Raw genomic sequence first — 13,073 nt, forward strand, 5'->3', positions numbered from 1 at the left:
GGTCAGGGAAAGCATCCATAAAGAGACTTTGATATCCGTGAAAGAAGAACAAGAGCTGTCGCAGGCGACAGCCGCTTGTTCTTCTTTTTGCATCATCCATCTTTCATGACGCCGAAAAGCCTTAAGCAAGCCAAAACGAACGAATCAAGCTAGTTAATTTTTAATGACCGGAATGCATAGTTCGCAAAAACCTTCGGCAACCATTTTTCCGGTGTACCTTTCCACAACCGGCTTGTGATCCATCCGATATCCGCTTTGCTGCAATGCGGGAAAAATCTCCGCCCATGCTTTTTGCACGTCTTCCGGGGTGTGTTTGACCGTACAAACCGCGTATTCTCCGCCGGAAAATTCGCCCTCGTCAATGGAATCATCCGTCGGTTCGTCCGCCGAAATAACGATGCATGCATCATATCTGCAGTTTTCGGGAAGCGTCGTATCGGGGTTGTCCTGAGGGATTCCGAACAGGATGGCCGATTCGGTCAGCAGATGTTTTTCCGCGGCCCATTTTTTCAGCTTTTCCATCGTTTGCGCGTTGGCGGGACCGTATGGACCCATCTGCCTTACATAGGCAATGCGGTAATTCGGGATAGTTTCGATGTTCATCTTCATGTTTTATTCTCCTTTTCCAATAATTACGAATCCATCTCGGATGCTATCATGATATAAAAATATATTCATCACCTTTTTTTTAAAATTTTGGATATTCTTGTTCGGCTTCATTGCCAGCTTGATTCGCAAAGTGGTAGAAAGAGTTCCAGATAGACTGGACTAACCCACGCCTGGCGGACGTGTTGGCTAAGGTTAGCAATGCGGTGAAGATGGTACTTATGCGCGAGAAGATCAAGGGCGAATCTGACAAATCAGTCTTCGAAGCGCCGAACGGGCAAATTGAATTTCCGAAACAATGGGCGCTGCTGGAGTTCTTACAGTTTTTTGACGTTTAACATCGCAAAAATATACCCTTCCACTTCGTTGCCGGAAGCGAAAGGGTTCTGTACCTGCTGCAGCTTACCTCAAAGATAAATCCAAAGAAAACTGAACAAGCTGACGCCGTTCGAATGTATTTCCAATTTAATTACATCCTCTTTGCCCTTGGTGACAGCTTAACGGTTACTTCCCATGTACTGGAGATATCATCGCTTAGTTTTAGTATCATGGGGTACAATTACAGGATCGTTAGTTTTAATCTCATAGGGAAATACCCAATAATTCGGTTGATGTTACTGGATGCTCACAATCCCATATTACCTCCATGAGTTCCATTTCCGTGTCGGATAATTTTTGAACATGTTTCACGGTGCACACCTCTTTACCCATTGTTATGCGTCCATAACAATTTAATTACTACACTACGTAGTGATTAGAATTTACTACACTATGTAGTGAATGTCAAGCTGGCTTACCCAGGCAATTATTACATGTTGTAGTATACAATGAAGTTATAGCACAAGGAATTTATAGATTCAAATGTGGAACGACATGATTTTCTTGTTGTACCAGAATGAAAACTTCCAGAAAAGTGGGAATATATTGGCACAGGAGATGGAGGGGATCAAGGGAGCAAATTTAAGTACCAGTGGATTACTAAAGAGGAAATTCATTTAATAGATGAAGAATTTAGAAAAGATATCTATCTGCATAGGTTTTGAACTCTCCGTATTTTGGTAGAATTTTTGGGAAAGTCACGCATAAAGCGAGGAGATTTGAATGACTAAAAAGCCGCTGATTTATTTGCTCGCCAGCGCGGTTATTGTGGCAGTGGCATTCTTGCTGATGAACAGGGCATTATTTACAACCCAGGGACATACGGTTGCGAAAAATTATATACGTTGACCGATTGGCAAAATCGAGGTTTAGGAAAGTTAAGAAAGCTGTATTTCATAGTGCATATCCGTGTTCAAATTTATCAAAATGACAATGAACACAGGAGATCCTTATCCCATTTGCTAGATTTTGACCTGGACCGAGGGGCGCATGGCCTGAAGCATGCATAACTAAAATAAATCCTTTACCATATGCACTTCATATTTATTTCTATCATATTCTATATACTCATGTTTCTTATAAAAAGAAATTGCATCATGCCAGGAATTTGTCGTTTCTAACACAATTTTCTTGTATCCTTTAGCTTGTGCTCTTCTTTCAAGCTCTTTTAACATTTTCTGAGCTATTCCTTGTCTTCGATATTCTTTTTGTACTGACATTCTAACAATTCTTCCTGTATCAACCTCTTCACGAGTTAATGCACCAGTACAAACAACTTTGGTATTTATTTTGCCCACCAAAAAGAGATTCCCTATACGATTATAATTAAGGACAATTTCATTGAGATCTTGATTTAATGATTCATCCAGTGTTCCAAATCTTTCTTTCAGTCCAGCTAAAACAACCTGTTTTGCATGTTCTTGAGTTTCTTTACTTACTTCTTCGAATACAAGACTTTGATATACTTCTTTCAATTGAAATCACCATCCTAGATTGCTTAATTAGCATTTAACAGAATTTCAGATAACGTTCTTGTATTCTCGAACCCTCACCGGCTTAAGGCTCCGGGGAACCGATCGCGATGCGGTAGGTGGCGCGGCGCATGTCACGCTCGACCATAGCTTTACGTGTTTCGGGTAATTCATTTGAGGCAGGCTCCCGGCGCAAGCTTTACAGTGGCGACCTCAACCGCTGGTTGTTCATTTCCAGAGACTTTTAGTATATGATTCAAGCTTAGGTACCTGTGCCCCGTCCTCTGAATAGTAATTAACGACGGGATTTTGATTCTTTGTCAGGTCTGCGGTTGTATTATTGGCAGCAACTATATGAATTCGATAATTCATAGCAGTATTGGATACAGTGTTGCTGAGCGAAAATTCAATGATTCCGCCGACGATAGAGTTACTTGGAACAGTCTATTCCTATGCCGAGCCTCCTCGGCTGCACCCCCAATAACACAATATGTTACGTACGATCGAATGATAACAAAAAGCATTTATAATACTACACCTTTGTGAGGCATAGATAAAAGAACTTGCTGGAAGCACATAAGTGATAAGTTTGGTATTTATGTTTCAGTTAAATTGTAACATTTTTACGTCTTGGATGTTTATGATAATAAACAAATATCAGGAAGGATTTATTTTATGTCTTTGCTTAAGAAACTTGCTCCCATCTGCTTTGCCGTTCTCTTAATGTTACCGAGTGTAAGTTCAGCTGCTTCTACTGTTACAACTGATAAGCCAACACCAAGACCTATAACCGTTAACATTAACGGGGCGTTTATCTCAACTGACGCCAATCCTTTTATACAAGCCGGTAGAGTGATGGTACCAGTTAGAACACTTGCGTCTCTAGGGCTCAATTATACGTGGGACGCTAAAAAGCATACCGCAATAATTACTAATTCCGCTAATGAGACATTCAGAATGATTCAAGGTGAGCGTACTGCATATAAAAACGGGAAGCCGGTGCTGATGGATAGTGAAGCAAATAATTATAACGATCGTATGATGGTTCCTGCGAAATTTGTTAGCGAAGCATTTGGATATAATGTGAACTATGAGAAGACTAGGGGGATTTTATTCATTCAGTCGAAGAATTTCACCCCAGATGATAATGTACTGAATTCATCCGACTTAAAGCTGGCACGTCTGGCTGCTATTTCGTTACCGATTAATTATTCATTTAAACCAGATCCGAAAGCCGAGAGCGATAAATCTCAATATTATACCTACACTTTTGCATCTAATGACGCAACTCGCTATACCTATAGTAATGGCAATGTAACAACAGTAGTAGAAATTAAAAACGAAATTGCAGAAGCTGTCTGGCAATTTATCGATGCGGATATACCTGGCTATAATACAAAGACATTAGGCGGTACAAAACCAGATTATATTTCAGATATGTACAACGATTCCTTTAATTATAATAATGGTAGCTATATTGGATATTACAGACTTAGTGATGGAACTTTAAAAACTTTCAAATATAAAGGAAATAATTATGGAGATATCATTCAAAGTATTCCTCAGTAAAGGCAGTGAACATTCCTATTTCAGCACATACGTTTAACAAATCTGATTATACGAATAGCAGCTATGAGCCAAGAACGATTTTATGTTTTTGGTTCTTTTTTATTATAAATTCATACGTATCGACGGTTAAATTTTCAAAATATTTGAATGCCGGTAGGAGAGAAAGCCTGGATGTGAATAGAAACCTGACCAGCAGGATCGCAGCTACTATTCGCGCTCTGTTCAATCTAATTGTGAGGACATTCTGATATCCTCAATCACTGTCTTTATCGTTACGCAATTTAAATTTGCTTTTGGAGATGATTAAAATGAAGTTTAAAAAAGTAATGGGAATTATTGCTCTTTTATCGATCGTTATTGTCTCAGGATGCGGTCAAGAGCTAAAAAGTGTGAATATAAAACAAGAAGCGGATACAAATAATCTAGAAGACAATCAAGAAACCAAAGGTTCAACTAAAGACAAGATAGGAAGTACAACTATTCTGTATAAAAAAGAATTTAGTACGGAAAAACCCGAACTTTCAAATTTCAAAAAGGGAATTTCTTTCGACTTATCGGATTATGCTAAAGATTTTTTCATGCAAGATATTGCAGACAAAATTGTAAATAATATGGAAGCCATTGTTCAGCATAATGAAAAAAAGTTTAAAGAAAACATGCTGGATGATGGTTCCATAGAATTTAACATGGATTGGTTTGGCTATAAGTATGAAGATGGGGTTAAATTTGAATTCAAGGACGTCAATGAAATTACTTATGACGAAGATGTGAAACGTATCCAAATCATCGTTACATTTTTAAGGAATATAAAAGATAAAGAAGTTGAGCAAGGTACCATGACCTATTCATTATTAAAGGATAAGGTGAGTGGGCAATGGCTAATTGCAACAATGGATGGAAATTAAAAAATGTGTTAGGCAAAATCAAAACCAACCCGGGGTTTTCGAAGATTCCTGCTTCGCGGCTCGCAAAAAGTAAGCCTGGAAGTCGGGTAGCTTTGCCTTGCCCACAATTTGCTCAAAAAGCGGCAATGATGGAAAGACGCAAATGGACGAAGCAAGATAAACCTCTGCTCCGTCCCTTTTGCACCTATCGGTGTTATTTTTCTTCACCAATATGCCCTGCTTGTGCTAACAAATCTATTATAGGCTGTCATTCATCCGATGAGCCGACGCTTAGTATTAGCGTGAGTTTTTATTTTCTCTTAGTACCAAAATTAGGGATGATATCAGGAGTATTAGTATACTTCCCAATAACAACCAAACGACATTTTTAAAAGCAACTAAAGTATGGACTTGGTCTAGGCCACTAGTTAAATTTTTAGTATATAGCAAGGTGATTAAAGCTGTGCCTAAAGATGCTCCAATTCGTTGCAGCATGTTAAGGATCGGCGCAGAATCAGGTATTTGATCGGGAGCAACTGTGGTTAAACCGGCAGTCATGGCTGGAACAGTGGCCAGTGCTGTACCTAGTCCCCAGATGAAAAAAATGAGGCCCACCCAAGTAGTGTCTGTATTAACTCCGATAAAACTTAGCAAAAGCATGGATATCGTCATAATGATGCAACCTGTAAGTATAAGTCTTCCAGCTCCATACCGGTCTGTTAATCGACCCGCAATCGGAAAACCAACTGCTGTTCCTATAACTTGGGGCAAGATTAGCAGACTTGCAGCCAGCAGGCTCAAGTGGCGGACATCGGTTAAGTAATGGGGAAGAAGCAGTTGTGCTCCGAAGTTTATTGCACCACCCAAGAACATAACGACAGCAGCTACTGTGAATACCCCGTTACCAAAAAGTCTTAGCTGCAGTATGGGTTTGTCAAGTCTTAATGACCTTATAACAAAGCCAATGATAAGAACGGTTCCGATAATAATAGAAGTGTTATTCGAACCTGCGTTTGCGGTGTTTCCAATGGAGGTTACACCATAAATGAGCAGGGGTACGCCGCTTAATACGAGTAAAAAGCCGATCCAATCAAATTTACCAGCTTCAGTAACTTCAATTTTTGGAAGCCACTTCAAACCAGCAAAAAACGCTGCCATACTAAGAGGGATGTTAATCCAGAATAGCCAAGGCCAGCTTAAGCTGCTGAGGATAGCACTGCTTAACGTTGTGCCTAACGTTGGAGCAACCACAACGGCTATGCCAACGATGCTCATCACTCTACCAAGACGCTTCTGACCTGCTGCTATGCTTATGATGGTTTGCCCGGCAGGTACAAGCAACCCCCCTGATAAGCCTTGCAGAACTCTACAGATGATAAGCATATAAATCCCTTTTGATTCTGCACACAATACTGAAAACCCCAGGAACAAGACCAGGCTAATTAGCCAAAGCTTAGTTGGTCCAAGTTTTCGGGATAACCAGGCACTAAGGGGAACACCTGCAGCCAGAGATAAAAAGTATCCTGTAGATGTCCATTGCGCAATGGAGCTTGAAGTATGCAGACTGACTGCGATTGAGGGTAGAGCTGTGTTAAGCATCGTAGAAGACAACATAGATGTAAATGCACCAATAACTATAATGATAGCTTGCCCCCATAATACAAAGGGTATAGGGGCAAGTTTAGCAGCAGATTGTTTACCAGAGCCTATCATTATAAGTTTTCCCCCAAATGATCATTGTGCATAGGAACGACTGGAATAAGAAGCTGAGATTTCATGTCTGGTGCATTATATACAGTAACCGTGTTGTTAAAAATTTGTGCCGGACGGTCTACAGGATCATTATGCGCTGGACCATTTCCTTTGATCGTTAAGCACAGTCTATAACCAGCCGGAAGAAGGAGACTTGTTGGGCGTAATTCAACATCGACCTTGTAAATTTGACCGGGTACCAGAGGCTCCGAGCTTGTGTGCGTATGATAAGGCTGCCAAGGAGTACTGCGTTCCGGATCAAGGGCACGATGTGAGGCGCGTAACCAGCCCACTGTCATGGGAGTCAGTCCTGCTCTGTGATCACGAAGTTCCACAAGTTCTCCATCAGGACCAACTGCATTTAGTACAAGGAAAAGATCTGCATCGGCTGTAGTAGAGGACATCCACAATGCAGCCGAAACAGGACCAACAATGGTCGTATCCTCTGTCATGGCTTGACTATAAACAGTAACCCCATCGCCATCCGCCTTGTAACTTACCTGAGATGCAGCTGCAGGCTCATTTATTTCAAGAGAATGGGTGCTAAAGTCAAAATAGTAAGGCCTCCACTCGGTACCAGGGATTGGCCAAGCCGAAGCTTCAACTGTAGCTGAGCTGCCATCCGCTTTTCTTAGGGCTAGTTGAACAGGCGATTGATCATCCCAGTTATTTTGAGTTTCTTTTAAATGATAATCAAAGAAACGCCGCTGCAAGTCAACTGAAGCCTCATCGTCAAATTGCCCTCCAGCATGAATTTCCAACCACTTATTTTTACTGCTAATCTTCTCAAATCCACGGATTGTACCGCGAAGATGCAGATCATGATCGGACCAGTCAGCGCTGGCCAGAACCGGAACGGTGATTTGATCCAATTGAGGGGTACGTACCTTGTAATAGTGTTCATCCTCGAATGGATGAGTACGAATGTCATTTACGATATCCGCGCGATTTCTAGCTAATGTATCAGAGTCAAGTGCTGTATTTCCAGCAATAGGTCTGCTGCTGTGAGGATTAAATCCAGCTTCAGGACCTATGCCGTGTTGTACCGGAAGCGCAAGCTGAGGGTACCAAAAATTCTCCCAAAACTGATACATGATTCCCCCATGGCGAGTTGCATCCCTATACCAGTCGCTCCAGCCGTGCCATACACAAATTGCCGCCAAGTGGGAAGGCTTTTTTGCGGCTACGAGCCATTGCGACATGGCATAATACGATTTTCCACATAAACCGACACGTCCGTTTGACCAGCTTTGAACTCCGCTCCATTCAATACATGCTGCATAATCTTCAATTTCTCTGGGGCATAATGGGTCTAATCTGCCTGGAGAGCTACCAGAACCTCGGGAATCGACACGCACAACGACGTATCCATGTGGAACCCAATCTGTTGGATTAACAACCTCCCATACGCGATAATCGTCTTCATCGATTTCCATGCTTGTATTAGGTACAACGGCATCCGCAAGATCAGCACCAAAAACATCGCCAACCGACTTGTTAGGCGTAGTGTTTACCAGTTGAAATAGCCGGTGTCTAAACCTTTGAATGGGGAGTCCTTTACCATATACACCGTGACTTAAAATGACAGGGTATTTGCCAGGCATGGCCGGGCGAAATACATCGGCATATACGATTGCGCCATCGTCCATTTCTATAGGTACATCCCAATCAATTTGCATGGATTCAACAGATTCTAATTTCATTAGGTTAGCTCCTCTCGGATATAAGTTCTCCAAATAATCTATCACTGATAGATTTGGAGTGATTTGATCATAATCTATCAGTGATAGATTTGTCAATATGATATAATAAATCACTGAAAGGTTTTAATACGGGGATAAGGAGAATTTTTAAATATGGCAAAGATAAAACGTGAAGATGTTATAGAGGAGGCGCTTGCACTTCTTAAAGAGGGTGGATTAGAGGCGATTACAACCAGGCGTTTGGCACAGAGATTAGGAGTTGAATCAGCATCGCTATATTGGCATGTAAAAGATAAGGCAACGCTGCTTGGGGAGATGGCCTCTGCTATAATCGACAGATACCACACCATTGAGACGCCTCATGACACGGAGCAATGGGAGAAGTGGTTTATGGATCATGCATGCAGCCTTAGAAATGCTTTATTAGCTTATCCAGATGGAGCGATGCTTCATGCCGGCTCAATTCCCACTTATAATGAGCTTGCTAAATTAGCGCCTAAAGTTGAATATCTAGTACGGGCAGGTTTTTCGGAAAGAGAAGCTAAAATGGCCATGCTGACCATGGGCCAATTTACCTTGGGATCTGTAATGGAAGAACAAACACGGAATAAAAGGAGAATATTAACATCATCTCCTTTGGAAAAGGTTAATGAGTCTCAACGTGATGCAGATATGGATAAATTAACTTCCGATGTAATGAATACGATTGAGAACGAGGCAGAAAGTGCTTTTGAATTTGGAATACAACTTATTGTTAAGGGATTGAAAAAATAGAGCAGATGCTTGTAGGGAAGTAGCGTTTGTGATCTTCTGTATAGGTTAAAAAACCATTACATGAAAATTTCGCAATAGAAATTTAACCGGACTTAGCACATTTCCCATTAAAGGTGTTTATTATGTTTATTTTAATGATATAAGAAAGTCAGAATCATTTCGCAGGACAATTATGCGGTGATTCTCTCCGGATTTTATTCGGGCGAAGGGATTATCTTCGTGAGTTATTTGGTCCTTAATTTAAAATAAGCAACCCTTGATCGGTTGATATTATTGTTGAATGATCTAAAATAAGGCACTCTACGTTCCAATCCCTCGCTTCTTCTCCCCGCACGGAGCGAAGGGTTCGATCGCATCGCCGCGCCTGGATTTCATTTGAGTGTTTTATTGCATGCAGACCCAAAAAAATTGCACACCCCATGGCTGTGTCTACCATGGGGTGTGCAGTTTCTTTACGAACCTTAATCCGCAGCCTGCACCGCCGAACGGCGTGATGCCAAGCTGGACAATACAAACGTGGCAAGGATGGCGATGAGTACGCCGAATGCCCCGAACCAGGTAATGGATGCCAAGGAAATACGGTTAACGATCAGTCCGCCGACTGCCGCGCCGACAGCCATGGAAAGCTGCATCGTGGATTGGTTCAAGCTCAACATGACGCCCGAGGATTCGGGAACAAGCGAAACGAGGTTAAATTGCTGCGTCGGGCCGGATGACCATGCGGCAAAAGACCAAAGGATCAGGACGGCGAATATCGCAATGACCGACTGTCCGGCGAAGGATAGCAAAATCAACGAAATGACGTGAAGAATCATCCCTGAAACGAGCGTAAAGATAATGCCGCGTTTATCCGCGCTGTAGCCGCCGACTTTCGAGCCAATCAAGCTGGCAATGCCGAACACGAGCAGGGCTGCGCTAATCAGTGATTCATTTAAATGCGTTACCTCCAGCAGAAAAGGGGAGATGTAGGTATAGGCGAGCGAATATCCTCCCAGCCAGAAAAACGTAATCCCCAAAGCAACCAAAACCTGCGGTTTTTTTAACAAAGCCAATTGTTTGACCAAAGGGACCGGCTTGTCGCCCTGCATACGTGGAATAACCGCAGCAATGACGAGCATGGCGATGATCCCGAGAATGGCGATGGCCAGAAACACCGCCTTCCAGCCAAATGCCGAAGCTACCATTCTGCCAAGCGGAACCCCGATAATGAGCGATGCGGTAAAGCCCATCGTCACCGTGGCGATGGAGCTGGCCTGTTTGCCTTGCGGCGCAATTTTGGCGGCGATGCTAAGCGCGGTAACGATGACCATGCCTGCACCTAATGCCATAATAATTCTCGCGGCAATAAAGAGGCCGAAACCAGGCAAAATAAACGTCAGCAAATTGGCCGCAATAAAGAGGCCAAGCGAATAAAGGAGAAGTTTCCGCCGGTCCATTTTGGCTGTCAGCGCCATTAAAATAGGGGTACCGACCGCATAGGCCAGGGAAAAGACGGTAATGAGCTGGCCTGCTGCCGCAACGCTTGTTCCCAACGTCTCTGCGATCCGGTCCAATATCCCGGAAATGATGTATTCGGATGTTCCGACCAAAAAGCTGATCAAGGCTAGAACGTATACTTTCCATGTGCTTTGCAAAAGATTCACTCTCCCAATCTGATTAATAACTATATTTTTAAAAATATCGAAATATAAACCAAAAAAAATTATTCAAGCAGGTATGGAGCGTATCTGGCAGCCACTTCCTTGTCTAAGGTGTAATAGATAAAGGTTCCCTCTTTACGCGAGGTCAGCAATCCGGACTCCGCCATTTGCTTCAAATGATGGGACAACGTAGAGATGGCCACCGTCTGCAGTTTGTCTCCCAGAACGGAACAACATTGGTCGCTTTCTTCTTTGAGAAGCAAGGCGATTTTGAGCCGGGTAGGTTCTCCGAGCGCCTTATAAATTTTAACTGCCTGCTGCTGATCTTTCGTTTCTTTCATGCCGCCCGGCCTCCTAAATTCGATTTATATTTCGATATTTGTAGAAATAATGTAACATAAAAATGTGGTGACGTAAAGCCCTCAAGTTTATTTTTGTAAAAAAAATATAGAAAAGGAGCCGATCCATGCCGGATGGCTCCTTTCGTTTACATGCGGGAGGGAGTGAAATACTCGATGTCATGTTTGTAAAGATCGTATGCTTCGGCATACTCCATTACCCTGGCTACGTCCGAGATGAAGTCCTCGCCGTATCCGGCGCGTCTTAGCAAATGAAACCCCATTTCCATCCCCGATGCGATGCCGGCTCCCGTAATGATTCTGCCCGCATCCACAATTCGAGCCCTGCTGATCGTGCAGGCCGGCGCAATTTCGGCAAGACGGTCGATCGGCACTTTGCCCATTTCGGATGCTTCCTGCCGATCCGGTTCTTTCCTGCTTGTAGCAGGGAGGCCGTCCAGCAGCCCCATTTTTCCATAAATCCATGAACCTGTGCAGACGCTTGTCAGCAGCGTGGTATCGGGAAGCGAAAAGATGAATCGGTGCAGCCGTTTATTGTAAGTTTCCTGTCTTGTTCCGAAACCTCCCGGAATGAGAAAGGCATCCATATCGGGCATTTCATTGAAACTGTAATTGGGATGTACGGTAAGGCCGGCTTGCGTTTGAACGGGTCTTAAAGAATCCGCCACAAGAAAGACGTCAAGTTCCGGATCGAGCCTTCTTGCGACGGAAAATACGCCGTAAGGCGCTGCATAATCAACGACTTCAGCATCTTTGAAAACATAAACCCCGAGTCTAAAACCTTGTTTTTTACTCATCACTTACTCCTTTCGCCTTCCTATCGAGTTTTCGAATCCATTCCTTATTTTCTTACGAAGTTCATGATATCATGGAATCAGATATCACAGTCATGATAGTCATCGATATAGTGTATTTTGTTTTTCGATATCAGGAGGAGTTCATTGTGATAGAGTTGCTGGAAGGAAGATTTTTCAAAACCTTTATCGTCGTGATGGAAGAACAGAGTTTTAGCCGCGCAGCGGATAAACTGGGATATGTTCAATCCACCGTGACAACGCATATTCAGCTTTTGGAGCAAGCATGCGGGCAAAAATTGTTCCATCGTTTATCTCGCGGAGTCAAGCCGACGGCAGCGGGTGAGAAGCTTTTGAAATATGCTTATCAATTTATCCACTTGGGGACTTCGATCGAAGAAGCGATGAATGAGATCGAGCAAGCCCAAGGCACGGTTTATCTCCGTATGCAGGAATCCTTTTTTCTGACGCGGTTCTCTTTGTTTATGCAGCATTTCGTGAAGGAATTCCCCAAAGTGAAACTTCGGATTGAGTCCGGGTTCCATCAAGATATTCTGGATCAAGTGCTGAACCATGCGATTGATTTTGGCATCGTGCCGCGCGATCCGAAGCGAAATGACATTCTGTTTTATCCTTTGGTTGAAGAAAAATTGATTTTTGTCGCATCGGCTGCTTTGGCGCGGGAGGTTGGACGCGAGGGACTAGAGCGATTAAACCAAGAAGCCATGATCAGCTTCGGGACCGATTGCTTATATCACACACAGGCCGGCATGGCGCTTCAGGATGCGGGAATCGACGTCATGGAAGCGATAGAACTCCCGAGTCTGGAGATGATCAAGCAATCCGTCCAATGTGGGATTGGGTTTGGATTGGTTCCGGAAATTGCGGTGAAAAAAGAGCTTGAGGATGGCGATCTTAAATTGCTTCCCATCAGTTCGGCAAACGATTCCATGCACGGGTTGATCGTTCATAAAAACCGGGAATTAAGTTATCCGGCGAGATTGCTTCAAGCGAAGTTAACGGAGGGGGCGGCTATGTTCAATGATGGCCGTTAACGATGCAACGGACCTTTGCGGGAAGGTTTTTAGCAATATTCATAGAAAATATAATATCTAGGTGTAAAAGAGAAACGAGAGGTGTAC

At 43.0% G+C, this 13,073-nt stretch carries 13 protein-coding genes and 1 pseudogene; 6 read left to right on the top strand and 8 right to left on the bottom strand.

Annotation, left to right across the window (positions count from 1 at the left end):
* Positions 1-153 precede the first annotated feature (153 nt).
* Entirely contained in the window at positions 154-609 is a 456-nt protein-coding gene (locus tag GQY55_RS01850; RefSeq protein ID WP_160037611.1) for an AraC family transcriptional regulator, read from the bottom strand.
* A 182-nt stretch (positions 610-791) separates the two neighbouring features.
* Between GQY55_RS01850 and GQY55_RS01855 the strand changes: the two genes are divergently transcribed.
* Positions 792-944: a hypothetical protein gene (locus tag GQY55_RS01855; protein ID WP_160037612.1), complete on the top strand. Its 153-nt coding sequence runs from the start codon at positions 792-794 to the stop codon at positions 942-944.
* A gap of 253 nt (positions 945-1,197) precedes the next feature.
* Here GQY55_RS01855 and GQY55_RS31145 read toward each other — a convergent pair.
* Positions 1,198-1,296, bottom strand: a pseudogene (locus GQY55_RS31145) (BlaI/MecI/CopY family transcriptional regulator); the annotation flags it as partial.
* A 411-nt stretch (positions 1,297-1,707) separates the two neighbouring features.
* Between GQY55_RS31145 and GQY55_RS31745 the strand changes: the two are divergent.
* Positions 1,708-1,833: a hypothetical protein gene (locus tag GQY55_RS31745; protein ID WP_268894975.1), complete on the top strand. Its 126-nt coding sequence runs from the start codon at positions 1,708-1,710 to the stop codon at positions 1,831-1,833.
* A gap of 161 nt (positions 1,834-1,994) precedes the next feature.
* On the opposite strand, the gene GQY55_RS01865 is transcribed toward GQY55_RS31745, so the two are convergent.
* On the bottom strand, positions 1,995-2,459 hold the full coding sequence (locus tag GQY55_RS01865; RefSeq protein ID WP_160037613.1) for a GNAT family N-acetyltransferase: 465 nt from the start codon (positions 2,457-2,459) through the stop codon (positions 1,995-1,997).
* 627 nt (positions 2,460-3,086) lie between these two features.
* Here GQY55_RS01865 and GQY55_RS01870 point away from each other — a divergent pair.
* Together GQY55_RS01870 and GQY55_RS01875 are read left to right on the top strand one after the other, a co-directional pair.
* Entirely contained in the window at positions 3,087-4,025 is a 939-nt protein-coding gene (locus tag GQY55_RS01870; RefSeq protein ID WP_236575341.1) for a copper amine oxidase N-terminal domain-containing protein, read from the top strand.
* 308 nt (positions 4,026-4,333) lie between these two features.
* Complete coding sequence (locus tag GQY55_RS01875) at positions 4,334-4,930, top strand: hypothetical protein (protein WP_160037615.1); 597 nt, start codon at positions 4,334-4,336, stop codon at positions 4,928-4,930.
* Positions 4,931-5,206: 276 nt separating this feature from the next.
* On the opposite strand, the gene GQY55_RS01880 is transcribed toward GQY55_RS01875, so the two are convergent.
* Positions 5,207-6,622 (bottom strand): DHA2 family efflux MFS transporter permease subunit, encoded by a 1,416-nt coding sequence (locus GQY55_RS01880; protein WP_160037616.1) that lies wholly within the window; start codon positions 6,620-6,622, stop codon positions 5,207-5,209.
* A complete protein-coding gene (locus GQY55_RS01885) occupies positions 6,622-8,364 on the bottom strand; it encodes a CocE/NonD family hydrolase (RefSeq protein WP_160037617.1) in 1,743 nt (580 codons plus the stop codon). Before GQY55_RS01885 ends, GQY55_RS01880 begins: the two co-directional genes overlap by 1 nt.
* A 153-nt stretch (positions 8,365-8,517) precedes the next feature.
* On the opposite strand from GQY55_RS01885, the gene GQY55_RS01890 reads away from it, so the two are divergent.
* Positions 8,518-9,138 carry a TetR/AcrR family transcriptional regulator C-terminal domain-containing protein gene (locus GQY55_RS01890; RefSeq protein WP_160037618.1) on the top strand — a complete coding sequence of 207 codons (621 nt, stop codon included), beginning with the start codon at positions 8,518-8,520 and terminating at the stop codon, positions 9,136-9,138.
* Between the two features lie 461 nt (positions 9,139-9,599).
* Here GQY55_RS01890 and GQY55_RS01895 read toward each other — a convergent pair whose 3' ends face one another.
* The 3 genes from GQY55_RS01895 to GQY55_RS01905 all read right to left on the bottom strand — a co-directional run bounded on the left by GQY55_RS01895 (position 9,600) and on the right by GQY55_RS01905 (position 11,934).
* A complete protein-coding gene (locus GQY55_RS01895; protein WP_160037619.1) occupies positions 9,600-10,772 on the bottom strand; it encodes an MFS transporter in 1,173 nt (390 codons plus the stop codon).
* A gap of 68 nt (positions 10,773-10,840) precedes the next feature.
* Entirely contained in the window at positions 10,841-11,119 is a 279-nt protein-coding gene (locus tag GQY55_RS01900) for an ArsR/SmtB family transcription factor (RefSeq protein WP_160037620.1), read from the bottom strand.
* A 146-nt stretch (positions 11,120-11,265) separates the two neighbouring features.
* Positions 11,266-11,934: a DJ-1/PfpI family protein gene (locus tag GQY55_RS01905; RefSeq protein ID WP_160037621.1), complete on the bottom strand. Its 669-nt coding sequence runs from the start codon at positions 11,932-11,934 to the stop codon at positions 11,266-11,268.
* A gap of 146 nt (positions 11,935-12,080) precedes the next feature.
* On the opposite strand from GQY55_RS01905, the gene GQY55_RS01910 reads away from it, so the two are divergent.
* On the top strand, positions 12,081-12,986 hold the full coding sequence (locus GQY55_RS01910) for a LysR family transcriptional regulator (RefSeq protein ID WP_160037622.1): 906 nt from the start codon (positions 12,081-12,083) through the stop codon (positions 12,984-12,986).
* Positions 12,987-13,073 lie beyond the last annotated feature (87 nt).

This window comes from Paenibacillus sp. USDA918EY, from assembly GCF_009870825.1.
GTDB lineage: Bacteria > Bacillota > Bacilli > Paenibacillales > Paenibacillaceae > Paenibacillus_AQ > Paenibacillus_AQ albilobatus.

Bases quoted from the DNA above. Each gene is read 5' to 3' on its own strand.
- GQY55_RS01890 (WP_160037618.1), top strand. From the start codon at position 8,518: ATGGCAAAGATAAAACGTGAAGATGTTATAGAGGAGGCGCTTGCACTT.
- GQY55_RS01905 (WP_160037621.1), bottom strand. From the start codon at position 11,934: ATGAGTAAAAAACAAGGTTTTAGACTCGGGGTTTATGTTTTCAAAGAT.
- GQY55_RS01885 (WP_160037617.1), bottom strand. From the start codon at position 8,364: ATGAAATTAGAATCTGTTGAATCCATGCAAATTGATTGGGATGTACCT.
- GQY55_RS01880 (WP_160037616.1), bottom strand. From the start codon at position 6,622: ATGATAGGCTCTGGTAAACAATCTGCTGCTAAACTTGCCCCTATACCC.
- GQY55_RS01900 (WP_160037620.1), bottom strand. From the start codon at position 11,119: ATGAAAGAAACGAAAGATCAGCAGCAGGCAGTTAAAATTTATAAGGCG.
- GQY55_RS01875 (WP_160037615.1), top strand. From the start codon at position 4,334: ATGAAGTTTAAAAAAGTAATGGGAATTATTGCTCTTTTATCGATCGTT.
- GQY55_RS31745 (WP_268894975.1), top strand. From the start codon at position 1,708: ATGACTAAAAAGCCGCTGATTTATTTGCTCGCCAGCGCGGTTATTGTG.
- GQY55_RS01850 (WP_160037611.1), bottom strand. From the start codon at position 609: ATGAAGATGAACATCGAAACTATCCCGAATTACCGCATTGCCTATGTA.